We start from the raw sequence: 25,482 nt of genomic DNA, 5'->3' as shown, positions 1-25,482 counted from the left end.
TTTTATAATTCGGATGGAGCACCACTCATTTCGCAATAAAAAAATTAAAAAGTAGGCTATTGCTTTTTATTCAGTAAAAACACCCTTTCGGACAAAAATTAAAAAATTATCCAATTAATGAATACGATAAAAAACCTCTCAATCCTTCTTTTATCTGCCTTTTTATTAAATGCTTGTGCCTCATATCAAGCTCAATTTATAGACAAGGAAGATCAAAAAAATATATTTCCTGAAAAAGAGGTAGACAAGGTTTTTTATTTGGTCGGAGATGCTGGTTTATCACCAATGAATGGTTTATCGCAGGGATTGACAGCCTTTAAAAAGTATATTTCTGATAAGGACACAAAAGGAGATTACACCCTGTTTTTGGGAGATAACATTTATCCTGCAGGCCTTCCTAAAATTGAGCACAAATACAGAGGTAGTGCTGAGAATATGCTGAATGCCCAAGTGAAATCTGTTGAGAATTTTGAGGGTCAAACCATCTTCATTCCTGGTAATCACGAATGGTATTCCGGTGGTGTTACCGGGGTGCGTTTGCAGGAACAATACATCAAGGAAGCGTTGGACGAAAACAGTTTTTTTCCTGAAAACGGCTGTCCTCTTAAAAGCATCGACGTGAGTGAAACCATTCAATTGATTATTGTGGACACGCAATGGTACCTTGAAAATTGGGACCGTCATCCTACCATAAATGAAGACTGCGTCATAAAAACTAGAGAGCGTTTAATGCTCGAATTGGAGGGGGAGATTAAGAAAGCACAAGGCAAAACTATTGTATTTGCAATGCACCATCCCATGTACACCAATAGCACGCACGGTGGTCAGTTTGCGTTGGAGAAACATCTATTCCCTATGCAAAGCAGAATTCCTATGCCAGGTTTGGCGTCCTTAGTCACTCAAATTAGGTCACAAGGCGGTGTTTCCATTCAAGATCGATATAATGAACTTTATAATGATTTGATGGATCGTTTGGAAAACTTAGCCACTGAAAACGGGAATATTGTTTTTGTATCAGGTCACGAACACACCTTACAGTACATAGACAACGGGAATATAAAACAAATTGTATCCGGTTCAGGCTCCAAAACGGGGCAGGTCAATTTAAAAGCGCATGGCGTTTTTGCGTACGGACTTCAGGGTTTTGCTGTGTTAACGGTGTTTAAGGACGGCAGTTCTTGGGTGCAAGCTTTCGGTTCAGAGAATAATGAACCGCATTTATTATTTCAAAAGGAGATATATCCGCCAACAAAAATTTATGATTATTCAATTTTGCCGGATACATTCCCGAACGAGGTTGAAGTCTCTATTTATTCAGATGAAGAAACTGATAAGTCTTCAATCTATAAAATGCTTTTAGGAGATCGTTACCGTAGTATCTATAGCAAACCGATAAAAGCATCTGTAGCAACATTAGACACGCTTTACGGCGGATTGGAAGTTGTGCGAGCTGGTGGTGGACACCAAACCAAATCCTTAAGACTCAAAACTAAGGATGGAAGAGAGTTGAACATGCGCGCCTTACGTAAAAGTCCGACGCAATATTTAGAAAAAGTACTTTTTAAAAACTCCTATGTGACGGATGATTATGAGCAAACTGAAATTGAAAGTCTTATTTTAGATTTCTACACGGCTGCCCATCCGTACGCTTTCATGGCTATTCCTGATTTGGCGGATGCTGCAAAAATATACCATACCAATCCGCGTATTTTCTACATTCCGAAGCATAAAACCTTGGGCGAATTTAATGCGGGTTATGGTGGTCAATTATACATGATTGAGGAACGCCCGGAAGAAAATTATACGGACGAACGTAATTTTGGCTATGCCGATGATATTGAAAGTACGTATGATATTATTGAAAAGGTTAGGGAAGATGAAAAATACAAAATCGATGAAAATGCTTACATCAGAGCGCGTTTGTTTGACATGTTGATTGGCGATTGGGACAGACACCAGGATCAATGGCGTTGGGCACAATTCAATCAAGAAAACGGCGATAAGCTGTACAAGCCAATTCCGAGGGATAGAGATCAGGTGTTTTCAAATTTTGACGGGACCTTGTTGGATATTGTGAGGTCCATTTCTGGATCTTCAAGACAGCTACAGGTATATGATGAAGAACTAACAGATGTGAAATGGATGAACAGTGCCGGTGTTAAATTGGACCGTGTGCTTTTACAACAATCCAATAGAGAAGCCTGGATAAAGCAAGCGAAGTTTTTAGAAGAGAACGTTACTGATGAGGTGATCGAAAAAGCATTCAGTAATGTACCTGTGGAAGTTCAGGATAGTATTATTGAGGATATTAAAGTGAAGCTGAAAGGCCGTCGCGGCAATATGCAAGACATTGCTAACCGATATTATGATTATTTAAATGAGTTGGTTGTCTTGACTGGAACTGATAAGGACGATTATTTTGAAATTACGCGTTTAGGGAATGGTTTAACTCAAGTAAAAGTATCCAGACTTAAAGATGGCGGTATTAGTGAGCCTTTTATTGATCAGACATTTGATAGAAAAGTTACTAAGGAACTTTGGATTTATGGGTTGAATGACCATGACCAATTTATAGTGAATGGCAAAGGAGATGATTTAATTTTTACGAGAATTATTGGTGGCCAAGGCAATGATATTTATGATATAAAGGAAGGTAAGCGCGTTAAAATCTATGATCATAAGTCGAAAGAAAATACAGTTTTATCAAAAAGTGGGGCAAAAGTGAAATTCACAGATGTATATAATTTGAACCTGTTTAACTTCGAAAAAAACCGAACTAAAGGCACCGCACTTACTCCAAACTTAAGTTATAATCCTGATGATGGATTTTTATTGGGCGGATCCGTAATATATACGATTAACGGATTTCAGCGTAATCCTTTTTCACAACAACATGCTTTTGATGTTAAATATGCTTTTCATACCAGCGGATTAAAAGTGGACTATGAAGGCGAATTTGCCAATTTCTTTTACGATTGGAATTTAAATGTTGGCGGTACATATACGAACGAATCATATACCAATAACTTTTTTGGTTATGGAAATGAGACTGAAAATAATGCTGAGCATTTCGACTTTAACCGAGTTAAAAAGAGCATCTATAGCGGTCATATAGGGGTGCTTAAACGTTCCGCTTTTGGTAGTGATTACGGTTTTAGAGCTATTTTTGATGGTATTCAATTGGATCCTTCTCAAGATCGATTTATTACCACCGTGCATCCTGAGAGTGATGAGGAGTTTTATGAGCGTCATTATTTTGGAGCTTTAGAAGCGGAATACGATTATTTTAGTGCTGATAATAAGATGAACCCAACAAAAGGGATGACTTTTAATCTTGATGTTGGCGCAAGAACCAATCTGCAAGATGCTGATGAAGTGTATGGATATATCAATTCTGATGTCGGATTTTATAATGCCCTAACAAAAGATAAAACATTAGTGCTTAAAACTGATGTCCGAGGTCAATTCCGTTTCGGGAATAACTTTTTGTTCTATCAAGCGGCAAATATTGGAGGCGATACTGGCCTTAGAGGTTATAGAGCAGAACGCTTTACTGGAAAAAGTTCTATGGTAGCAAGTGCTGATTTACGCTATAGTTTTCCATCCATTAAAACGCGATTATTGCCATTACAAATCACTGTTTTTGGAGGTGGAGATGTTGGTCGAGTGTGGTTAAAAGATGAGCATTCTAAAAAATGGCATAATGACTTTGGTGGCGGATTGAGAGTTACCGCGGCCACATCACTTTCAGGAACATTTAATTTATTTACAGGAGAAGACGGATCCCGATTTTCATTTGGTTTCGGCTTAAACTTTTAAACCCTTCCTGTCAAGAAATACCCTTTTATGAAAAAGCAATTTTATAGCATTATTGAATATGTCATCAAACTGGAGAGCAACATCGCGTTCTATCCGTCGCTTATCAGTTTGATGGGGCTGTTTTTTGCATTCTTCATGTATTATATGGAAAGTTGGGGTATTTCGAAATACTTAATCGAAAACGCACCGCTGTTGGTTATTAATAATACTGAAACAGCACGGAGTCTCTTAACCACATTTATTGGTGGATTGATATCTATCATGGTGTTTAGTTTTTCATTAGTAATGATTTTGCTCAACCAAGCGTCGAGTAATTTTTCCCCGCGATTACTGCCAGGATTGATTTCTAACAGAAGGCATCAAATCATTTTAGGGATTTACAATTCAACGCTCTTATACTGTATTTTTACCTTAGTATCCATCACGCCAACCGGCGATAAATACCAACTTCCCGGATTTTCAGTGTTATTGGCTATCATCTTTATGACTTTATGTTTGGGGTCGTTTATTTATTTTATCCATTCCATTTCACAACAAATTCAAGTTGGGACAATTATGGACAAGATTTATGATTCTGCTTATGATAGGTTAAGCAGGTTGATAGAAAATGAAAAATCGATTGAAACCCATTTTCCAGAAACTTCTGATTGGCATGCTGTGCTTTCAAAAAAGTCGGGATATTTTCAGGACGTGAGCTTGAATTCCTTAGCGGCTTTCGCAAAGGAAAACAATGTCAAAATTGAAATCGCTCAAACAAAAGGGACGTACATTTTAAAAAGTCTGCCGTTGCTACGCTATTCTGGTGCTGAATTGGATGAAGATGCAGTCGACCAGGCTTTGGGGTATTTCAATTTTTCTAAAAATGAACTTGTAGAAGAGAATTATGTCTTGGCCTTTAAGCAAATCACAGAAATTGCAGTAAAAGCGATGTCTCCAGGAATTAATGATCCCGGAACTGCCATTAACGCCATTGATTATATGACGGAATTGTTGGTGCTTCGCATGAAAAAGCGCGATACGAGTTATCTTTTTGATGATGATGACAATGCACTTCTAAGCATAAAAACAGTAAGCTTTGAAGAGTTGATGTACAATGTGATGGCGTCGTTACGCACCTATTGCAAGCACGATATTATTGTGGTTCAAAAGCTATTTATGATGCTCGAATACTTATTGGGCCACGCGGATGCCTTTGATGAACTGTACAAAAAAGTAATTGTGAAGGAGATTAGTACCTTATATCAAGACGCGATTGTGAGTCAAAGCAATGAAACTGATTTATCGGTTATAAAAAAAGAGATGAACAAGCTAGAAGCGCTGAATCCATCAGAATTTGTCATTTAATACGCATTTTAAATTTAGAAGTTCCACTCATTTAAATACCTTTGAAAAGCTTAAACAATTCAAGAAATGACTGATGTTAAAGATTTAATTGAGCTTATCGCTTTAAAAGAGATTAATCCTAGCCAATTTGAAGGCTACAGTAAAACTGTAGGAAGCCCGAATGTTTTTGGAGGTCAGGTATTAGCTCAGGCCCTTAATGCAGCGGCCAGAACCATCACCAATAATCGTGTTTTGCATTCTATGCATTCCTATTTTTTAGAAGCTGGAGATTTAGAGCAGCCCATTATTTACAATGTAAATAACACCAGAGATGGGGGGAGTTTTTCTGTAAGACGCGTTACTGCCGAGCAAAATGGAGTGACCATTTTTATTCTTTCCGCATCATTTCAAAATAAGGAAGAGGGCCACAATCATCAAATTAGTATGCCTGATGCTATTAAACAGCCAGAAGAACTAATGAGTTGGTCTGAAATTTTAAATAAGTTTGGCGACGTCATACCAAAGAAAACGAAAGGTTTTTTGGAGATTGAACGGCCTGTAGAATTTAAACCTGTTGAGCTTGTCAACCCGTTTAACACTGAAGATTTACCTGCTTTTACCAATGTATGGTTTAAGCTCAATGGCGATGCTTCCCATTTAGATTTGGCAATAAAGCAACAAATTCTGACCTACGTTTCAGATTATAATATTTTAGCCGCGGCTATGAATCGCCACGCAAGTAAAGCGCATTGGGGTAATACGCAAACGGCGAGTTTGGACCATTCTATGTGGTACTTTAGGGATTTCGATTTTGACGATTGGATGCTCTATGCCATTGAATCGCCAAATGCTTCCGGCGCACGCGGATTTGCGAAAGGAAATATTTTTACGAGAGATGGAAAGCTGATTGCTTCGGTAGCACAAGAAGGTTTGATGCGTCCAATTAAACAATAAGTCGACGTATTCAGTTCAAAATAAATAATTAATTTTTAAGTGAACACTATTAAGAAGATAGGACATAGAGGAGCAAAAGGTCATGTTGCAGAAAACACCTTGGAATCCATCCAGAAAGCGTTGGATTTAGGTGTTGACGGCATTGAGATTGATGTGCATTTATGTCAGACGGGCGAGTTGGTAGTGTTTCATGATTTCACATTGGTACGATTGACCGATGGATTTGGTGAGATTGCATTGAAATCCTTAGCCGACTTAAAAGCGCTTAAGGTGAATGGTCAATTTCAAATTCCTACATTGGAGGAGGTTTTGAATTTAATTGATAGAAAATGCATGTTGAATATTGAGCTGAAAGGTGAAGCCACAGCATCTGAAACGTGTCAAACCATTCAATTTTATATCGATAAAAAGGGCTGGAAGTATGAAGACTTTTTGGTATCCAGCTTCAATCCTCAAGAATTGACTACTATTTATAATCTTAATAAAAACATTCCGTTGGCTGTGCTCACGGAAGACAACCTTGATGAGGCGCTGCAGTTCGCGAAAACCATCAACGCCAAAGCGATCCATCCTGAATATCATTTATTGACTAAGGACACGGTGAAGCAACTTCAGACTTTAGGCTATAAAGTAAATACATGGACCGTCAATAATTTCGAGGACATCTCACAGATGAAGTCGTTTGGCGTAGATGGAATTATCTCAGATTTCCCAGATCATTTATGAATAGTAAAGACGTTATAATTATTGGAGGCGGGGCAGCTGGTTTTTTTGCGGCCATTAATATTGCAGAACAACATCCACATTTAAAGGTTACGATTCTTGAACGCGGGAAAGAAGGTTTGCAAAAGGTGCGAATTTCTGGTGGCGGAAGATGCAATGTGACCCACGCGGAATTTATTCCGTCAGAGTTGGTCTTGAACTATCCTAGAGGTGAAAAAGAATTGTTAGGGCCTTTCCATCAATTTATGACTGGCGACACCATAGAATGGTTTGAAAAACGTGGTGTTGCACTTAAGATTGAAGAAGATGGACGGATGTTTCCAGTTTCTGATTCTTCAAAAACTATTATTGATTGTTTTTTAAACGAAGCGAAAAAGCATAAGGTTGAAGTTCTTTATAATGAAAGTGTCAAAAAAATAGCGCCTTCATCTCATAATGAAATTGCTGATGTGGAGCATCAGTTTAAAGTAGAAACCCAAACCGATACATTTTACTGTAAAAAACTTATTGTCGCAACAGGCAGTAATTCTAAAATCTGGAAGGTTTTGGAAGATCTGGGGCATAGCATTTCTGCTGCGGTTCCATCACTTTTTACATTTGATATAAAGGATGACCGCATTAATGATATTCCTGGAGTAGTCGCTCAAAATGTTGAGGTGAAGGTTGTCGGCACCGATTTGTATTCGGAAGGGCCATTACTGATTACGCATGTGGGCATGAGTGCGCCTGCAATATTGAAACTTTCCGCGTATGGTGCTTTAGAATTGGCGCAGCGGAATTACAAATTCGACATTGAAATTAATTTCGTCAAGCAGTCGTTGGAAGACTGTATTGAAAACTTGAAAGAATGTAAACTTGATTTTGCGAAAAAAACAGTATTCAAATCGCCACAATTTGAGCTTCCGAAACGCCTGTGGCATAAGTTGGTTTTAGCTTCTGATATTGCTCATGACACACGATGGGCCGAATTAAACAGGCAACAGCTCGAAAGTTTAGCATCGCAATTAACCCAAGCTGTATTTTCGGTGGACGGTAAAAGTACTTTTAAAGAAGAATTTGTGACCGCTGGAGGTGTGGAGCTGAAAGAAATCAACTTCAAAACCTTTGAAAGCAAACTTCATAAAAACCTCTATCTTGCTGGGGAAGTCTTAAATATTGACGCCGTTACTGGTGGCTTTAATTTTCAAAATGCTTGGACAGGCGCTTATATAATTTCCAAGTCCATTTAACCGCGATTACTCCTGATACACGTTACTGTATTTCAATATCGTCGATTTAAATTCTTCAAAATCGTACGGTTTTGTGATGACATTATTCATGCCGCAAGCAATTGCTTTAGTTTGAATTTCAGCAGAATTTAACGCTGTTAACGCTAAAATTGGAATGTTTGGGTTGAACAATCTAATATGTTTGGTGGCTTCGTAACCATCCATATCTGGCATGTTGATATCCATTAAAACCAAGTCAAAATCTTTTTCTTTTACAAGACAAATGGCTTCTTTTCCATGGGTGGCGGTTTCAGCCATATGTCCAGGAATTTTCTCTACATTTTTTTGAGTGATGAGCAAGTTGATGGAATTGTCATCAACAACCAGGATTTTAGTGGCACTATGTTGCATCGGAACATGGGTTTGGTGGTTTCCATCTTCCGCTGCTTGTGCAATTTCAAAATCAATATCAAAGAAAAATGTTGTGCCTTCATTCGGTTTTGACAGGAATTTGATTTCCGAATTATAACTTTTAAGTAAGGTTTTCACAATATAAAGGCCCAAACCTGAACCTGAACTGTTTTTTTCTAAGAAGGTTTTATTTTCAAAAGCATTAAAAATAATATCCTTGTGTTTAGGTTTAATTCCAATTCCGGAATCCTTAATTTCAAAAAGGATATTGACATGGGTATCCGTGCGGCGTTGCTCGGTAAGATTGATAGATACAGAGCCTTTAGAGGTGTACCTGATGGCATTATAGGCAAGGTTAATCAAAATCTGACTCAAAACAACCTTGTCAATGAGCAACGATTCGGTCCAATTTGATTTTTCTACATTCGTATAGAGTTCCAGTCCTTTTTCGTTTGCAGAAACCTTTATAGAACTTGAAACTCGCTTTATGAGTTGTAAAATGTTAGTCGGTTTTTTATGTAATTGCTTCTTTTCAAACTTCAGTTTTGAAATTTGCAAAACGTTATCAATAAGAACGGATATGTAATTGCTTGACGAAATCAGAGCGTTTAAATAGCCTTTCCTTTTTTCTGCACATTGCTCTTGTTCAATTAATGTAGCAAGCCCGCTAATTCCATAAATAGGCGTTCTTAGCTCGTGACTTAATATGGAGAAAAATTCAAGTCGTTCCTTATCAATTAATTTTAATTTTTTATTCGATTCCTTTAAGCGTTCGTTTATTTTTTTGACACGTTTTCTGTTAGTGTAGTAGTAATAAAAGAAGGTTGCCAATGCAATAAGCAGTAAACTCAATACAATTGTGGCCATTAAAAAGGCATTTGAAAGAGCTTTATTTTGTTGTCTTTCAGTGTTGGTAAGTTCGAGTTGTTTTTCAGTATTGATAATCTTGTAGATCAAATCGCCGTTTTCGGCAATTCTGTCCTGATAATTTCGGATAGCAATAAATTTTAACGAGTCGGCTTGTAGGAGATATTTGTTAGCGGAGTCCAATTGTTTTGTGCGCTCATTAAAATATCTAAACTTGTAATAATTGAGCGTCGAAATTTGACTAATCGGCATTAGGTGTTGCTTTCCTATTGTCCGTAAATGTTTAGGATTGACATTAAAAAGCATTTTGTAGCCTTCGTCAAATTGCTCTGCGTTAATCAAGGTAGCAGCTTTGTAAAACCTAAAAGACGCATCGAGACGTAACTTTTCCCGCTTTTCTTTTTCAGAAACAAAATTGTAGTTATCGAGTTTGTTTAAAGCAGAATTGGCGTCTTCTAAAGCACTTTCAAAATTTTTCAGAAAGTAATTTTTTCGCATTTTAGACTCCAAATTGTAAAACATATTAATGCTTTGTAATGCGATAGACTGCTTTAAAGCGAAGGGAATAACACTATCAAATTTTTCATAGCTTTTACCGTCTACAAAATTCTGTGCTAATCGGGTGAGGACATCATCAACATCTTTAGGCTTTTTTAAAGAATCAAAGAGTTTATAAGCCTCCAAATTGTATTTGGATGCCGTGTTATAACTCTCTATTTGAGAAAAAATAAAACCTAGTTTTTGATATGTTTGAGCTAATTCTAAAGGTTGATTATTGGATTTAGCGCGCGCCAAATCTTCATTTAACATTAAGGTTATCTCGTAGATACTATCCTTTGAAATTAAATACTCTAAACGTTGTTTATGCTGATCTTGATTTTTAATTTGAGATTGAACAAAAAACGGGGTGCAAGAAAGCGCTATTAATATCAAAAATGATTTTAATACAATCATGTTATCTGGACGATGAATTATGGGGAATAGTTGAACAAGTTTCAGCAAAACTACGAAGATTATCAGTAAAGACGGGGTATTCAGTGTGTTAAATATATCTAAGGGTTATATTGTGAAGCTAAAGCGGATATAAAGTGGCTTAAAATCAATTAGTTAGTTGTTGTTTCGGGTTTTGTAGGATTTGCAACCTCTTCAAGCCATTTCAGAGAAATTCATGGTGCTTCAAAAGCTATCAAACAATTGTAAAACGCTTATCTTTGCCAACTGATACAAAAACGATGACTGAAAAAGATTTTATTCCGAAAAAATATAGCGCTAATGTTTCTAACGGTAGTGTTACTTGGGAATCTCCAAGTAATATTGCATTGGTAAAATATTGGGGCAAGAAAAAGAATCAAATTCCTGAAAACCCATCTTTGAGTTTTACACTAAGCAACTGTAAAACTATTACAACATTAAGCTTTGTGAAAAAAGAAGAGGATGACAACTCTTTTACTTTTGATGTCTATTTGGATGGGGATTTGAAAGAGGATTTCAGACCAAAAATTCAAACTTTTTTTGAACGTATAGAAGTTTATCTTCCATTTTTAAGACAGTACGTTTTTAAAATTGAAACGGAAAATACATTTCCACATAGCTCAGGTATTGCGTCATCAGCGAGTGGTATGAGTGCTTTAGCATTGTGTTTAATGAGTATTGAAAAGCAGTTAGTGTCTGACAGTCCTTTTGATGAAGCGTTTTTTAATCAGAAGGCGTCATTTTTAGCACGTTTGGGCTCAGGAAGTGCATGCAGAAGTATTGAAGGCGATGTGATTGTTTGGGGTGAAACAGAAGCCGTTGAAGGAAGTTCAGATTTATTTGGAGTCAAATATCCGTATCAGGTCCATGGGAATTTTGAAAATTATCAAGACACCATATTGTTGGTTGATAAAGGAGAAAAGCAGGTGAGCAGTACGGTGGGCCATAATTTAATGCACAATCACCCGTATGCTTTAAACCGATTTCAACAGGCGCATGATAACCTTGAAGAGCTAAAAGTAATTTTGGAATCGGGAGATTTAGATGCCTTTAACGCTTTGGTTGAAAGTGAAGCCTTAACGTTGCACGCCATGATGATGACGAGTATGCCGTATTTTATATTGATGAAGCCGAATACTTTAGAAATCATCAATAAAATATGGAGTTTCAGACAAATAACCGGTTCACATGTCAGTTTTACGTTAGATGCTGGCGCAAATGTGCATGTGCTTTATCCGCAAGATGAGCGTGAACAAGTTTTGCAATTTATTAAGGATGAGTTGGTTGTGTATTGTCAAAACGGGCACTATATTTGCGATCAAATTGGTTTTGGGGCAATCCAAAACCAATAATAATGTTTATATTTGCTTATAATTAGCTACAGCCGTAAACTGTAAACCTAAGACCGAACATGAAAGGACCTCTATTTTACTCTAAAATTCTACTTTTTGGCGAATATGGAATCATTAAAGATTCTAAAGGCCTATCAATTCCTTACAATTTTTACAATGGTGCGTTAAAAACTGACGGACTTCAAACTGAGAGTTCCATAAAATCTAATGGAAATCTTAAAAGGTATGTGGAATATTTAAAAGGAATTGATCCAGAATTGGTAACTTTTGATATTGAGGCTTTGGAGAAAGACGTTAACGAGGGCATGTATTTTGATTCTTCAATTCCACAAGGTTACGGTGTTGGGAGTAGTGGGGCTTTGGTTGCTGCTATTTATGACAAATACGCGTTTGATAAAATTACGGTTTTAGAGAATTTAACGCGTGAAAAACTTATGACGTTAAAGTCCATTTTTTCTGAAATGGAGTCGTTTTTCCACGGTAAATCTTCAGGATTAGATCCTTTAAACAGTTATTTGAGTATTCCTATTTTAATCAATTCCAAAGATAATATTGAAGCTGCCGGAATTCCTTCGCAAAAAAGTGATGGAAAAGGAGCTGTGTTTTTACTAGACAGTGGCATTATTGGCGAAACTGCGCCAATGGTAGGCATCTTTATGGAGAAAATGAAACAGGAAGGATTCCGTAACATGCTTAAAAATCAATTCATAAAACATACGGATGCGTGTGTTGATGATTTCCTAAAAGGCGATTTTAAATCGTTGTTTACGAATACCAAGAAACTTTCAAAAGTGGCCTTGAGCCATTTCAAACCTATGATTCCACCACAATTCCATGCACTTTGGAAAAACGGACTGGACACCAATGATTATTATCTTAAATTATGTGGTTCTGGCGGTGGCGGCTATATCTTAGGGTTTACTGAAGATATCGAAAAAGCAAGACAGTCTCTTAAAGATTACAAATTAGAGGTAGTTTATAACTTTTAAACTCCCATTAATGAGCTTTAGGACTATTTTTAATCTGCATTTTGTCTTAGTGCTTTAACCCTGTCTTTATGTTATCCAGAAAACAAAAACATGTATTACTTAAGTTTTTTAGCATGTTTTCTGTTATCAGGGGCTACAACATTTTGGTTGTCGTCATTGCGCAATATTTGACTTCCATTTACATTTTGGCGCATGATAAACCTCTGCGTGAAGTGGTATTCGATCTGAATTTGTTCATTTTGGTACTTGCTTCAGCTTCTACTATCGCGGCCGGATATATCATCAATAATTTTTATGATTCTGAAAAGGATTTAATCAATCGTCCTAATAAATCGATGTTGGATAGGTTGGTAAGTCAGAACACTAAATTGTCATTCTATTTTGTATTGAATTTTTTGGCAGTGGTCATGGCAAGTTATGTGTCGTTTAATACGGTCATTTTCTTTTCGCTGTATATTTTCGGGATCTGGTTCTATTCACATAAATTAAAAAGACTTCCATTTATAGGGAATCTCACATCGGCGGTGTTGACAATTACGCCGTTTTTTGCTATTTTTATTTATTACAAAAATTTTGAAACAGTTATCTTTTTTCATGCCACGTTTCTGTTTTTAATCATTTCTATGCGTGAATTGACCAAAGATTTGGAGAATATTAAAGGTGATTTAGTACAGGGTTACTATACAATTCCTGTGGTTTATGGAGAAAATGTTTCGAAAATCATGTTGTCGGTTTTGGCGTTTTTTACCTTAATACCAACGCTTTTATTGATTGCCTATTTTGATATAGGACACATGAATTATTTCTTTTATTTAAGCACATTGTTGCTATTTGCGTTCATTGTATTGTTATGGAAATCGAAAACCAAAACACACTATCTCATTCTGCATAATATTTTGAAATTTATCATTGTAGCAGGCGTGTTTTGTATCGTTTTAATCAATGTAGACGTTGTATTGAATAGGATTTGATGAAAATCGTAAATTCAAGCTCTAAAATAGTTATATAATAAAGTATCTTTGCGTAAAATTATTAAGTCATGAGTAGACATCAAGGGAGTAGTGGAAAAGGTAAATCTTCAGGTAGAGGTCAGAGCAGAAGTGCTTCTGCAGCTTCAGGAAGAGGAAGTGAAAACCCAAAAAGCAAGAGTTTTGCGAGAGGGAATGCTCCAATGAAAAAAGTGAATAAAGAGTATTCAAAACCATCTTTTGATAAGAAAACACCTGCCAAAAAATCCAATCCAGATGAAATAAGATTGAACAAATACATCGCCAATTCTGGCATTTGTTCGCGTCGTGATGCTGATATGCATATTGCTACAGGAAATGTGATGGTTAATGGTAAGATTGTTACAGAAATGGGCTATAAAGTGAAGTTGGATGATGATGTTCGTTTTGATGGAGCCCGTATCAATCCAGAAAAGAAAGCTTACGTTTTACTGAATAAGCCTAAAGGATTTGCTACGACAACCAGTGAAGGAAAAGGAAGAACAGTGATGGATTTGGTGGCTAATGCTACAACATCCCGTATTAAACCGATTGGTCGTTTGGGAAGAAATTCTCTAGGATTGATTTTGTTTACCAATGATGATGTCTTGGCACAAAAATTCACCAATTCTAAAAAAGGTGTTCCACGTTTGTTTCAAATTGAACTCGACAAGAATTTAAAGTTCGAAGATCTTAAGAAAATCGAAGAAGGATTGAATATTGAGGGGAAATTTGTAGGCGTTGAAGAAATCAGTTTTATTGAAGGGCAATCAAAGAATATGATTGGTTTAAAAATCAGAAATACGGGTAGTACTATTATTCGCTCAATTTTTGATCATTTAAACTATGAGATTGTAAAATTGGACTGCGTAGCAATTGCTGGTTTAACCAAAAAAGATATCCCTCGTGGACATTGGAAACACCTAACGGAACAAGAAATCAATACGTTAAAAATGCTACCTTAATCCATAGCGATTAATAGTTGAAATTTTACACCGAAATTACATTGCAAAATCATGTCTTAAAGATTTCTAAAACTCTAAAGTTTAGGTCTTTAAGGCATGATTTGTTATAAATTTATACGACTTCAGCTTATGAGGTCATATTTTTACCCTTTGCATCTTGTTTTTTAATTTTTTTATAGTTCTTTTGCACTTCATTTGCTGAACCCTTGAACCGTGTTTTTACGTTTGGGCTTTTGGATTTTAAGAAGTCAATTCCAAAGGCAACTTATAAGATAAGTCACCAGATTTTAAAGCTTACTTCTAATTATAGATTATCAGATAGCAAACACCTCGTTTTCGTGCGTGTTCCTTCGCATCAGCAAATTCAGGTATGATTTTCATTATTTATCAAGAATTTATTACTCTAATTGATTTTTTTTTCAGAATTTTAAAACTTAATACCCTATAATGAATACAAAATATATTGATCTCATTAATCAGACCTTTTATTTCCCACAAGATGAATTCAAACTGGAAGATAAGACCCTACAATTTCATGACATTAATTTGATGAAATTGGTCGAGGATTATGGGACACCATTAAAATTTACTTACCTACCACAAATCTCAAATAATATTGGACGTGCAAAAGATTGGTTTTCAAAAGCCATTAAAAAGCATAAATATAAAGGAAAGTACCACTATTGCTATTGTACAAAAAGCTCCCATTTTAAGCATGTTCTTAATGAAGCTTTAAAAAACGATATCCATATAGAAACCTCTTCAGCGTTTGATATTGACATTGTTGAAAAGTTAAAGGAAGAAGGTAAGATTACAAATAAAACCTATGTGATCAGTAATGGTTTTAAACGTGCACAGTACGTTACAAACATTGCGAGATTAATCAATGAAGGTCACAAAAACTGTATTCCTATCATTGATAATTACGAAGAAATTGATTTGCTTTCAAAAGAAATTAAAGGCAAATTCAATATCGGAATTCGTATTGCTTCGGAAGAGGAACCAAAGTTTGAGTTTTATACCTCTCGTTTAGGGATCGGCTATAAAAATATCCTCCCATTTTACAGAAATCAAATCAAGGAAAATAAGAAGGTAAAGTTGAAAATGCTTCACTTTTTTATCAATACAGGAATTCGTGACAATGCCTATTATTGGAACGAACTTTCTAAATGTTTAAAAGTATATACCAGTTTAAAACGCATTTGTCCATCTTTGGATAGTTTGAATATTGGTGGCGGTTTCCCAATTAAAAACTCATTGGCATTCGATTTTGACTATGAGTATATGGTGGATGAAATCATCAATCAAATTCAGTTGTTCTGTGAGCAGGAAGAAGTAGATGTGCCAAATATCTTTACAGAATTTGGAAGTTTTACGGTAGGAGAAAGTGGCGGTGCCATTTATGAAGTGTTGTATCAAAAGCAACAAAATGACAAGGAGAAGTGGAACATGATCAACTCATCGTTCATTACAACGCTTCCAGACACTTGGGCAATTAACAAGCGTTTTGTCATGTTGCCAATTAACCGTTGGAATGATAGTTACGAGCGCGTTCTTTTAGGAGGTTTAACTTGTGATAGTGATGATTATTACAATAGTGAGCAGCATATGAACGCTATTTATCTTCCTAAGTATAATAAGGATAAACCTTTGTATCTTGGCTTTTTTAATACAGGAGCATATCAGGAAACAATTGGCGGATTTGGCGGATTGCAACATTGTTTGATACCTTCGCCAAAGCATATTTTGATTGATAAGGATGAAGATGGTAATTTTACTACCAAGATATTCAGCGAGCAACAAAAAAGTGAAGACTTACTTAAAATATTAGGTTACAACGATACGGATGAGAGTTAATAACTTCTCAATAAAAATAACATTCTAACATCAATTGCATTTTACTTTAAAATAATAATAATTATTACAAAATGAACAGTAATATAACGTATGCGGGAATACCTGAAGAATATTCCAAATTAGATAATGCCAAAATCGTATTGATTCCTGTGCCTTATGATGGTACAAGTACCTGGCAAAAAGGTGCTGATCAAGGTCCTAAAGCATTTTTGGATGCGTCCGAAAACATGGAGCTTTATGATATTGAGACTGAAACTGAGGTTTACAAACAAGGTATTTATCTTGCAGATGCCGTGACGGAAAATTCATCTCCAGAAAAAATGGTAGATGCTGTACACCAAACTGTAAAGAAATACATTACACGCAACAAGTTTGTTACCGCTTTTGGTGGTGAGCATTCAATTTCTATCGGTACAATTCGTGCTTTTAATGAATGTTTTGATAATTTGACAGTGCTTCAAATTGATGCGCATGCTGATTTACGTAAAGAATATCAAGGTTCAAAATGTAACCACGCTTGTGCGGTTTATGAAGCTAGCCAAACCACTAATTTGATTCAAGTTGGTATCCGTAGTATGGATGTGATTGAAACTACAGTGATGGATAGAGATAAAACGTATTTTGCCCATGACATGGTCAATGATGAGTTTTGGATGGACAGCGCTGTAGATCAAATGACAGAGAATGTATTTATTACTATTGATTTGGATGCTTTTGATCCTTCAATCATGCCTTCAACAGGAACACCAGAACCAGGCGGATTACTTTGGTATGAAACTTTAGACTTTTTAAGAAAAGTTTTTGCAGAGAAAAACGTTGTAGGTTTTGATATTGTTGAGCTTTGCCCAGATCCATCAGAAAAATCTTCTGATTTTCTTGCAGCAAAATTATATTACAAAATGTTAAGCTATAAATTCTTGGACGATAATGTAGAGGACGGTTACGAAAGTACCTTTAACGAAGCAGCTTCAAGTACAAACAAATTTTCTAAATTCGATAATGATGACGACAACTAAAGGACCTATTTCAGATTTTATTCAAAAGTATTACTTGCATTTCAATGCTGCGGCATTGGTTGATGCGGCCAAAGGCTACGAAGCACAATTGGAAAAAGGCTCAAAGATGTTAGTGTCTTTAGCAGGTGCAATGAGTACTGCGGAAATTGGTAAGATTTTTGGCGAAATGATCCGTCAAGATAAAGTGCAAATTATTTCTTGTACTGGTGCTAACCTTGAAGAAGATATCATGAACTTGGTTGCGCATTCACACTACAAACGTGTGCCTAACTACCGCGATTTGACGCCTCAAGAGGAGTGGGATTTAATGGAAAAAGGATTAAACCGTGTTACGGATACCTGTATCCCAGAAGAGGAAGCTTTTAGACGTTTACAAAAGCATATTTTCAAAATTTGGAAGGATGCAGAAGAGAAAGGTGAGCGTTATTTTCCACATGAATACATGTACAAAATGTTATTGAGTGGTGTTCTTGAAGAGTACTATGAAATCGATCTTAAAGATTCTTGGATGTACGCAGCAGCAGAGAAAAATTTACCTATAATTGTTCCAGGATGGGAAGATAGTACGATGGGTAATATTTTTGCGAGCTACGTTCTTAAAGGAGAATTGAAAGCAAGCACCATGAAATCTGGTATAGAATACATGACTTTCTTAGCAGATTGGTACACAGAAAATTCTCAAAACGGTATCGGTTTCTTCCAAATTGGTGGAGGTATTGCGGGAGATTTCCCAATTTGCGTTGTGCCAATGTTATACCAAGATATGGAGCGTACAGATACACCGTTCTGGAGTTATTTCTGCCAAATCAGTGATTCAACAACAAGTTACGGTTCCTATTCAGGAGCTGTGCCAAACGAAAAAATAACTTGGGGAAAATTAGATGTGGATACCCCAAAATTTATAATAGAAAGTGATGCTACTATTGTCGCACCACTTATATTTGCATACTTATTAGACATGTAATTATGAGCAGTAAAAGAGACAATCTAAAACGCGTAATCGTTGATTTTAAAAAATTGACGCCAGAAATTCTCTCGTTATTGGTTGAGAAATATCCTGATGGTTATGATGATGATAACATCATTACCTTCAAGAATGCCAATAATGAAATCGTTGAGGCTGTAGAAGTGACCACAAAAGACACTAAATATTTAGTGAAAGTCAGCACTAAGCTTCAAGTTACAATGGAGAATTATGATGAGGATGACTATGAAGATTTTGATGGCGATGATCCAGAAGCAATCCAAGATCCTGAATTAGGTGAGGACGATCCTGAGGTTGAGTTAGACGAAGACGTAGATTAGTTGTGCATCTGAACTGTAATTGCCAACATTGATTGGTGATTTCAACATATTATTGATTGAAAAAGTTGTCCTTTTATGGGCAACTTTTTTGGTCTTGACCATTTTTTTTAGCCTTGAAAAAAGGCGTATAAATAATATTTGCGCGTTAAAAAATAGTGTAACTTTAACAGACGCACCATGAAATGAACTTCCTGTTTTTGAAGGGCTTTAAATGGCGTATTATACCTGATCGAGAAACATTGTCAATAATTAGTTGAAAACAATCATCTTATGGCAACACAATTCCACTTAGCACTTCCTTGTATTAGTATCAACAAAACCCGAATGTTCTATAAAGACATGTTGGGTGCTGAAATAGGGCGCTCCGACGTCAAATGGGCTGATGTAAATTTATTTGAACATCAACTTACCTTTACAGAATGCGGTCCTTTTAAATTTGACTGTAGGAGTTATAATTTTAATGGTGATATTTTACCGTCTTTTCATTTGGGCGTGATTTTGCAAAAGGACAATTGGGATAAAATGTTTGAGGAGCTTAACTCTAAGAATGTTCCCATTACTTCCAATGTGAAATTTTTAGAAAATAAAATAGGAGAACATCAATCCTTTTTTGTGAAAGATCCTAATGAATATATGGTAGAGTTTAAATGTTTTAATAATTCCTCTGAAGTTTTTAAATCTTAAATTATTAGATTTTTATAGTCGTAATTGATATTTGATTTCCACGTGCAAACGCCATAGATATGGGGTTGCTAAAAGCCAGCGGACTTGTTGTGGCAAATTTCCGAAAACAAAATATGCTTTCTAAAAACATTAATACTTACTATGAAAACAAAATTTATAATGACACTTTCAGTGTTGTGCCTTTTTTTAATGTCTGTAAAACCTGTACAGACTGATCTTCTACGTTCAGATGCTAACTTTCAGGAATTACACTTAACCGGTGTCTATGATGGCAATGAAGGCTATGGCTATAATTTTATTGCCCAAAATAAGGAAGATGGAACTGAATATACAGTGACTTTTCAGAAGGTGAAAGATGAGGTTATGAAGGAATTTGATCTGGATGGCGAAATCTTTTTAAACCAAAGTTTTGATGTGACGTACACGATTAAAAAAGTGGTCAAAAAAGATGAAAATGGATTTGATGAGGAAGAAGAAATTTACACTATCACAGGTTTAAAAGCCTTGTAATAGTTATAACACTTAATTTAAAAGACTGCTATTTGGCGGTCTTTTTTTTTGAAAAGTTCCCAGAAAAAAACCGCAAAGACCACGCTGTATTCTAAGGCTATAATCCAAAGGTTTTCTGTATTGTCGGAATTGGCATAAGCTAAATAGCTTAATATAATCATGAACGACCAAACCAATGGAAATTTGAAGTTGGTGAATACAGATAATATTAAAAGTGTAGCCAAGTACCAAGGGTGAATGGTGGTTGACATGAAAAAATAGATACTCGCCGCTAAAAGCATAGAAGTGATGACTTGTTGCATCGTAATATTCTTTCTTAGGAAAGTGAACAGCAACAACATTACAATGGTCAGTATCGGGATGAATTTCCCAATAACCGCTATTTGATTATAGCCAGTTATCATATGGCCAATTTCTCTTGCGATGTAGTAAAAGCTCGCATTAAATTCGAACCTACTGAACCATAATCCGACGGTTTCTGCATAATTATGGATGAATTCGGACGAATAAAAGGGCGCAAACAGCACTAAAGTGGTGATGCCAATGATGGCGTAAAAGCCTACCAATTTTATAAAGCCGAGTTTTGTAGTGTTTTGGCTTGAAGCATCTTCCAAATTAATAACATCTTTGTTTTTTACAAAATACTGGAAGAATAAAGGAAGGAACAGTAGCGGGATGAGTTTTACGGAAACAGACAGCGCAAAGATCACCGCAGCCGTTTTCCATTTGCCTAAATGCAATAGATATAAACTCAATACCAGAAAGCAAATCATGATGCCTTCAAAATGTAAGCTTCCCGTCAGTTCAATAATGATAAAAGGATTTAAAATATACCAAAATATATTGTGGACGGGCATTTTGAGGCGTTCTAAAAGCTTCTTTCCAAAGTAGAGGGCTCCAATATCAGCGGCGATAATAAACACCCTAAAAACCATTGCAGAGCCCAAAATGCTTTTCCCTGAAAACAGGGCGGCTATCATAAAAATAAATTGTTTGACAGGCGGGTAATTTGTAAAGTGGCTCGCGTTTAACAAGCCCATGCCATTATAGAGTTCTTGAGCTTGTGCTACGGGGAAGTTTCCAACACTGATGAATGATTCGGGCGTAAAGAGATATGGATTGAACCCTTCTAGAATCATTCGACCATCCCAAATAAAACGATAGAAATCCTGAGAAAGATTAGGCGTGGCAAATAGAAATACCAATCTGAAGAGGATGGCAAACCCTACTAATAATTTAAAGTTTGTGGCGTGGTTTTTTACCAGTGTATAGAACACTCCAAAAAGCGCCGTATAAAGTAAAATAAGCTTGGTGTAATCCGTTCTGACTAAATCATAAGCAAATAGTGAGTAAAGCGCTATGGTTATTAGGGCCAACAGAACTGGCGACTTACTTAATTTTAAAAATAATGGGTTGAACATTCTACAAATTTCGATCTTCAGTAGAGGATGATAAATTTAATTTATGCTGCAAGATAAGCAGATTTTTAACTGAAAGAATACAGCGCGTATCAATAGTTGCAAAATAAAAAGACCTGAGAGATTCGATGTTTTAAAATCAAAATCTGTCAGGTCTTAACTGTTTTTATGTAATGTCTATACTTTAGAAGTCAACGATTTGAAGAACACATATCCAAATCCTACAAACAACATCAAGTGAAAAGGAAACAATCCAAAATCGCCACCTTGATCTCCAACAACGAAAGCGCTGTATAAACCAAATCCGAAGTAAAGCATCAGTGCACCTTCAAAAACCACGTTCATGGATACTTTTTTGCGCAGGTATTTATTGCCTTTCCAAGTATCCTTTAAAGTACTGATATTGAATTTTGGGGTTCTGATAAATTCACTACGTTTCCCGATATGGCCTTCAATAACTGCAATTGAGTTATGGAGTGAAAAGCCCATCGCAATGGAAAAAAACGTAAAAAATAGGCCGACATAACTAAAGAAGTTCTTAAATCCTTTCCCGTAAATCTCTTTGAACATCATCCAATAACAAACAAAAAAGATGATGGTGCTCACTACGAAGAAACTCATGAAATAAAAGTAAAATCTTAAATGGGCATATTCATTTTTAATATAAAGCATTGGAATACTCAAAATAGCTACTAAAAACACATTTAAAAACATGGTACTGTTCAGAAGATGTAAAATACCGTGAAGCTTTGTTTTTAGGGAAATATTTTTAGATGTAAGGACACGCCACATCATTTTTCTGAAGTTTTCAGCACCACCTTTGTTCCAACGGAATTGTTGAGAACGCGCTGCACTAATAACTACAGGTAATTCTGCTGGAGTTTCAACATTTTCTAAATATTTGAATTTCCAGTTCTTAAGTTGTGCTCTATAGCTTAAATCTAAATCTTCAGTAAGTGTGTCACCTTCCCAGTTTCCAGCATCAATAATACAGGTTTTACGCCAAACACCGGCAGTACCATTAAAATTGATGAAGTGTCCTTTACTGTTTCTTCCAACTTGCTCCAAAGTAAAATGTGCATCGAGAGCAAAAGCTTGAATCTTGGTAAGGATAGAATAATTTCTGTTGATATGTCCCCAGCGGGTTTGAACAACACCAATTTGTTCATCCTTGAAATAAGGGATCGTTTGTTTTAACCAATTTGGTTCTGGTAAAAAATCTGCATCAAAAATGGCAATAAATTCACCTTTTGCAGTTTTTAAACCTTCTTTTAAAGCACCAGCTTTAAAGCCGCTACGGTCCGTTCTGCAGATGTGTTGAATGTCTAAACCTGTTGCTTTTAATTTCTCAACATGCTGAAAAGTAGTTTGAACTGTTTCGTCAGTAGAGTCATCAAGGACTTGAATTTCCAATTTATCTTTCGGATAATCCATCAATGCGATGTTATCCAAAAGGCGTTCCATAACGTACATTTCGTTATAAACTGGAAGTTGGATGGTTACAAATGGGATTTCTTCAGGATTAGAAAAATCAAATTTTTCAGATTTGTCCTGTTTCTTTTTAGCAGATAGATAATTAATTAATAAGTTGAGTTGCGCTAATGCATATAAAAGGATAAGTACGAGGGCAATGGTGTAAACAACTATTATTAAGTATTCTAATATCATTTCTTAAAACTATATTTAAAAATCCAACCTAGGATTTTTACGCCCGCAAAGATAGTACCTTTTATGGTTCCTGATACTTTTGAGACGCCAATTCTTTTTTTATATTTTACAGGAACTTCAACATAAGATAAATTTTGTCGTAGCGCCTTTAATTGCATTTCTACAGTCCAACCGTAAGTCTTATCCTGCATGTGCAAATCTAAGAGTTTCTGATACTTTATAGCTCTAAATGGACCAAGATCTGTGAATTTAGCACCAAATAAAATTCGCATTAAAAAAGTTGCTAACCAATTCCCGAAATGTTGTTGGGGTGTCATCGAGCCTTTTTCCTGAAGATGTTTAACTCTTGCGCCAACTACAAAATCGATATTATCTTCTAAAATGGGCTGAATAATTTTTGTTAATTCCTCAGGATAATCACTATAGTCGCCATCCATAAAGACAATAATATCAGGTTTTTCAGATAAGCTGGCAACATAGGACATCCCCATAAGGCAGGCATGGCCGTAACCCATTTCTGGTTGTGTTAATACGGTTGCTCCAGCATTTTGAGCGACTTCAACAGTAGAATCGGTAGAATTATTGTTTACAACAATCACTTCATCCACAATCTCAGGAATGTCTTTTATGACAAGTCCGATGGAATCAGCTTCGTTGTAAGCGGGGATAATAACTTTAATAATGGACATGTGGTTTTTTAAAGGTGGTGCAAAAGTAACATTTGTTTTCTTAAATGCGTTTCAGTGCACAATACTTAGTTTTTCTTATTGTGACTATGCTTTAGATGGAAATTAAAAATGCTGAATTTCATTCTTAGAAAATATAAGAACGACCATTTTAAGTGTTATTTCTGGTTTACCAAATCCATTAAATCGACGTCATTCCCCAATAAAATATCGTTACTGTTAATGCGTCCTTTCATGGAATCGTTTTCCAATTTCAACACACCTCTTGGACAAACAGCAGAACAAATGCCACAACCAACACAACTGCTACGCACAATATTTTCGCCTTTTTGAGCATAAGCGCGAACATCAATGCCCATTTCACAATAGGTAGAACAGTTACCACATGAAATACATTGACCGCCATTGGTAGTAATTCTGAACCTTGAGAATAATCGTTGTTGGAACCCTAATACTGCTGCCATTGGACAACCAAAACGGCACCACACGCGGTTACCAAAAATAGGGTAGAAGCCTACGCCAATCACCCCGGAAAATATCGCACCGATTAAGAATCCGTAGGAGGATTTAAGAAAATTAGTATTAACTAAAAAGACGTCTTTAGTACCGCTAAAATAATGCATGCCTATCAAGACCATGATAATTACAAAATACCCAATGGCACCATATTTGGCATCTTTTGCTAATTCTTTGCGTTTAAAAATCATCACCAAGGCAAATACTAGGGTTAATAGTCCCGCTACGCCAAGAAGAAAAATGTCTTTTGTTAACCAATATTTGCTTGAGTCATGACCTAAATAGGAATAGATAACCGCTGTAGTCATTAAGGTTACGAACACGACCACACTATGCACCACCCAGCGTTCTACTTTCCATGCAAATTGGGTTTTATCGCTTAAATGTCTGAAAGGATCTCCCGCAGTTTCTGCAAGTCCACCGCAGCCACAAACCCAAGAACAATACCATCGCTTTCCGTATTTATAAGTCAAAATTGGCGATATCACAAAAATGGAAACAATTCCGAAAATCAAGAATGCCAAGCCAATATCGCCTGCTTCAATCATGGAGTCCACACGGTATTTGTCGAAATTGTAATAGTTGAGCGGCCAGATATTTTTTAAATCGTAATATGGAAGACTAAAAGTTTCTGAATTTAATCGCGCCATAAACTCAGGAATCAGAAAAGCAAATGCCAATTGAAAGAACATCACGGAAATAGTTCGCAACTGTTCATATCGGTTGTGGCGGTATTTCAACATAAACTTATAGCCAAATATTAAAATGGCCACAGTATACAATGTGCCGTAAACAAACCATTGACTTGCTGGTCCGCCGTTTAAAAGTCTGCTTAAAGGATCAAATAAGGCTACCAATCCGCCGTTCGCTCCACCGTCAGCGGCAAGTCCGAACCATTCCGCTTTAAAATAGAGCACAATATAAAATAGGGTAAGTACAATGCCCAATACCCATCCCCAAAGGCCCATTGAGGTAATGGATTTAAACCAAACGCCGTCATTTTTGATGCCTGCTTGTTTGTTCAAATAGGCATCATTAGAAAATACGATGGTTCCTATAGTTATCAATCCCAATGATAAGGACAGAAACAACGTTTTATTAGGGAATTCCACATTAAAAAGTGCCAATGCCATAATAAACAACCCAACCACACCTAAGGCAACGGCTATTTTCTGAGTTTTAGAAATTGCCTGCGAATCGGGTTTGGCAAGAGACATGCTTGCATTTATTTTAGTGCTCATAATTGTTTTGTA

At 36.1% G+C, this 25,482-nt stretch carries 20 protein-coding genes; 15 read left to right on the top strand and 5 right to left on the bottom strand.

Features of this window, described 5'->3' with window-relative positions:
- Positions 1-117: 117 nt before the first annotated feature.
- From Q0947_RS09980 to Q0947_RS09960, 5 genes are all read left to right on the top strand, one after another.
- Positions 118-3,819, top strand: coding sequence for a metallophosphoesterase (locus Q0947_RS09980; protein ID WP_299396582.1), 3,702 nt, complete (start codon positions 118-120; stop codon positions 3,817-3,819).
- 27 nt (positions 3,820-3,846) lie between these two features.
- Entirely contained in the window at positions 3,847-5,163 is a 1,317-nt protein-coding gene (locus Q0947_RS09975) for a DUF2254 domain-containing protein (RefSeq protein ID WP_299396580.1), read from the top strand.
- A 66-nt stretch (positions 5,164-5,229) separates the two neighbouring features.
- Positions 5,230-6,096, top strand: coding sequence for an acyl-CoA thioesterase II (locus Q0947_RS09970; protein ID WP_299396577.1), 867 nt, complete (start codon positions 5,230-5,232; stop codon positions 6,094-6,096).
- Positions 6,097-6,135: 39 nt separating this feature from the next.
- Positions 6,136-6,822 (top strand): glycerophosphodiester phosphodiesterase family protein, encoded by a 687-nt coding sequence (locus Q0947_RS09965; protein WP_299396575.1) that lies wholly within the window; start codon positions 6,136-6,138, stop codon positions 6,820-6,822.
- Complete coding sequence (locus Q0947_RS09960; protein WP_299396573.1) at positions 6,819-8,048, top strand: NAD(P)/FAD-dependent oxidoreductase; 1,230 nt, start codon at positions 6,819-6,821, stop codon at positions 8,046-8,048. The genes Q0947_RS09965 and Q0947_RS09960 overlap by 4 nt, the downstream gene beginning before the upstream one ends.
- A gap of 6 nt (positions 8,049-8,054) precedes the next feature.
- Here Q0947_RS09960 and Q0947_RS09955 read toward each other — a convergent pair whose 3' ends face one another.
- Entirely contained in the window at positions 8,055-10,259 is a 2,205-nt protein-coding gene (locus Q0947_RS09955) for a response regulator (protein WP_299396570.1), read from the bottom strand.
- 278 nt (positions 10,260-10,537) lie between these two features.
- Between Q0947_RS09955 and Q0947_RS09950 the strand changes: the two genes are divergently transcribed.
- The 10 genes from Q0947_RS09950 (at position 10,538) to Q0947_RS09905 (ending at position 19,941) form a co-directional block, all read left to right on the top strand.
- The gene (locus tag Q0947_RS09950) at positions 10,538-11,629 is read left to right on the top strand and encodes a diphosphomevalonate decarboxylase (protein WP_299396725.1); all 1,092 of its coding nucleotides are present in this window, start codon (positions 10,538-10,540) and stop codon (positions 11,627-11,629) included.
- Positions 11,630-11,688: 59 nt separating this feature from the next.
- The gene (locus Q0947_RS09945) at positions 11,689-12,618 is read left to right on the top strand and encodes a mevalonate kinase (RefSeq protein ID WP_299396567.1); all 930 of its coding nucleotides are present in this window, start codon (positions 11,689-11,691) and stop codon (positions 12,616-12,618) included.
- A gap of 68 nt (positions 12,619-12,686) precedes the next feature.
- Entirely contained in the window at positions 12,687-13,589 is a 903-nt protein-coding gene (locus tag Q0947_RS09940; protein ID WP_299396565.1) for a geranylgeranylglycerol-phosphate geranylgeranyltransferase, read from the top strand.
- A 68-nt stretch (positions 13,590-13,657) separates the two neighbouring features.
- Positions 13,658-14,569 (top strand): pseudouridine synthase, encoded by a 912-nt coding sequence (locus tag Q0947_RS09935; protein ID WP_299396562.1) that lies wholly within the window; start codon positions 13,658-13,660, stop codon positions 14,567-14,569.
- A 447-nt stretch (positions 14,570-15,016) separates the two neighbouring features.
- Positions 15,017-16,426, top strand: coding sequence for an arginine decarboxylase (locus tag Q0947_RS09930; RefSeq protein WP_299396560.1), 1,410 nt, complete (start codon positions 15,017-15,019; stop codon positions 16,424-16,426).
- A gap of 71 nt (positions 16,427-16,497) precedes the next feature.
- On the top strand, positions 16,498-17,442 hold the full coding sequence (gene speB / locus Q0947_RS09925; RefSeq protein WP_299396557.1) for an agmatinase: 945 nt from the start codon (positions 16,498-16,500) through the stop codon (positions 17,440-17,442).
- Positions 17,429-18,406: a deoxyhypusine synthase family protein gene (locus tag Q0947_RS09920; protein WP_299396554.1), complete on the top strand. Its 978-nt coding sequence runs from the start codon at positions 17,429-17,431 to the stop codon at positions 18,404-18,406. Before speB ends, Q0947_RS09920 begins: the two co-directional genes overlap by 14 nt.
- Before the next feature lie 2 nt (positions 18,407-18,408).
- A complete protein-coding gene (locus tag Q0947_RS09915; RefSeq protein ID WP_299396552.1) occupies positions 18,409-18,747 on the top strand; it encodes a hypothetical protein in 339 nt (112 codons plus the stop codon).
- A gap of 270 nt (positions 18,748-19,017) precedes the next feature.
- Entirely contained in the window at positions 19,018-19,431 is a 414-nt protein-coding gene (locus Q0947_RS09910; protein ID WP_299396550.1) for a VOC family protein, read from the top strand.
- A 141-nt stretch (positions 19,432-19,572) separates the two neighbouring features.
- The gene (locus Q0947_RS09905) at positions 19,573-19,941 is read left to right on the top strand and encodes a hypothetical protein (RefSeq protein WP_299396547.1); all 369 of its coding nucleotides are present in this window, start codon (positions 19,573-19,575) and stop codon (positions 19,939-19,941) included.
- Between the two features lie 17 nt (positions 19,942-19,958).
- Here Q0947_RS09905 and mptB read toward each other — a convergent pair whose 3' ends face one another.
- The 4 genes from mptB to Q0947_RS09885 all read right to left on the bottom strand — a co-directional run bounded on the left by mptB (position 19,959) and on the right by Q0947_RS09885 (position 25,470).
- Positions 19,959-21,362 (bottom strand): polyprenol phosphomannose-dependent alpha 1,6 mannosyltransferase MptB, encoded by a 1,404-nt coding sequence (gene mptB / locus Q0947_RS09900; RefSeq protein WP_299396545.1) that lies wholly within the window; start codon positions 21,360-21,362, stop codon positions 19,959-19,961.
- Between the two features lie 174 nt (positions 21,363-21,536).
- Complete coding sequence (locus Q0947_RS09895) at positions 21,537-23,027, bottom strand: cellulose synthase family protein (RefSeq protein WP_299396542.1); 1,491 nt, start codon at positions 23,025-23,027, stop codon at positions 21,537-21,539.
- The gene (locus Q0947_RS09890; protein ID WP_299396539.1) at positions 23,024-23,716 is read right to left on the bottom strand and encodes a glycosyltransferase family 2 protein; all 693 of its coding nucleotides are present in this window, start codon (positions 23,714-23,716) and stop codon (positions 23,024-23,026) included. The genes Q0947_RS09895 and Q0947_RS09890 overlap by 4 nt, the downstream gene beginning before the upstream one ends.
- 155 nt (positions 23,717-23,871) lie before the next feature.
- Complete coding sequence (locus Q0947_RS09885; protein ID WP_299396537.1) at positions 23,872-25,470, bottom strand: 4Fe-4S dicluster domain-containing protein; 1,599 nt, start codon at positions 25,468-25,470, stop codon at positions 23,872-23,874.
- Positions 25,471-25,482 lie beyond the last annotated feature (12 nt).

Source organism: uncultured Gelidibacter sp., assembly GCF_947500795.1.
Taxonomy (GTDB): Bacteria; Bacteroidota; Bacteroidia; order Flavobacteriales; family Flavobacteriaceae; genus Gelidibacter.
The sequence above is the reverse complement of the archived record's forward strand: the minus strand, read 5'-3'. Positions and strand labels throughout refer to the sequence as shown.

Coding starts and splice junctions, on each gene's coding strand:
- Q0947_RS09980 (WP_299396582.1), top strand. CDS start 118: ATGAATACGATAAAAAACCTCTCAATCCTTCTTTTATCTGCCTTTTTA.
- Q0947_RS09975 (WP_299396580.1), top strand. CDS start 3,847: ATGAAAAAGCAATTTTATAGCATTATTGAATATGTCATCAAACTGGAG.
- Q0947_RS09970 (WP_299396577.1), top strand. CDS start 5,230: ATGACTGATGTTAAAGATTTAATTGAGCTTATCGCTTTAAAAGAGATT.
- Q0947_RS09960 (WP_299396573.1), top strand. CDS start 6,819: ATGAATAGTAAAGACGTTATAATTATTGGAGGCGGGGCAGCTGGTTTT.
- Q0947_RS09955 (WP_299396570.1), bottom strand. CDS start 10,259: ATGATTGTATTAAAATCATTTTTGATATTAATAGCGCTTTCTTGCACC.
- Q0947_RS09950 (WP_299396725.1), top strand. CDS start 10,538: ATGACTGAAAAAGATTTTATTCCGAAAAAATATAGCGCTAATGTTTCT.
- Q0947_RS09945 (WP_299396567.1), top strand. CDS start 11,689: ATGAAAGGACCTCTATTTTACTCTAAAATTCTACTTTTTGGCGAATAT.
- Q0947_RS09940 (WP_299396565.1), top strand. CDS start 12,687: ATGTTATCCAGAAAACAAAAACATGTATTACTTAAGTTTTTTAGCATG.
- Q0947_RS09935 (WP_299396562.1), top strand. CDS start 13,658: ATGAGTAGACATCAAGGGAGTAGTGGAAAAGGTAAATCTTCAGGTAGA.
- Q0947_RS09930 (WP_299396560.1), top strand. CDS start 15,017: ATGAATACAAAATATATTGATCTCATTAATCAGACCTTTTATTTCCCA.
- speB (WP_299396557.1), top strand. CDS start 16,498: ATGAACAGTAATATAACGTATGCGGGAATACCTGAAGAATATTCCAAA.
- Q0947_RS09920 (WP_299396554.1), top strand. CDS start 17,429: ATGACGACAACTAAAGGACCTATTTCAGATTTTATTCAAAAGTATTAC.
- Q0947_RS09915 (WP_299396552.1), top strand. CDS start 18,409: ATGAGCAGTAAAAGAGACAATCTAAAACGCGTAATCGTTGATTTTAAA.
- Q0947_RS09910 (WP_299396550.1), top strand. CDS start 19,018: ATGGCAACACAATTCCACTTAGCACTTCCTTGTATTAGTATCAACAAA.
- Q0947_RS09905 (WP_299396547.1), top strand. CDS start 19,573: ATGAAAACAAAATTTATAATGACACTTTCAGTGTTGTGCCTTTTTTTA.
- mptB (WP_299396545.1), bottom strand. CDS start 21,362: ATGTTCAACCCATTATTTTTAAAATTAAGTAAGTCGCCAGTTCTGTTG.
- Q0947_RS09895 (WP_299396542.1), bottom strand. CDS start 23,027: ATGATATTAGAATACTTAATAATAGTTGTTTACACCATTGCCCTCGTA.
- Q0947_RS09890 (WP_299396539.1), bottom strand. CDS start 23,716: ATGTCCATTATTAAAGTTATTATCCCCGCTTACAACGAAGCTGATTCC.
- Q0947_RS09885 (WP_299396537.1), bottom strand. CDS start 25,470: ATGAGCACTAAAATAAATGCAAGCATGTCTCTTGCCAAACCCGATTCG.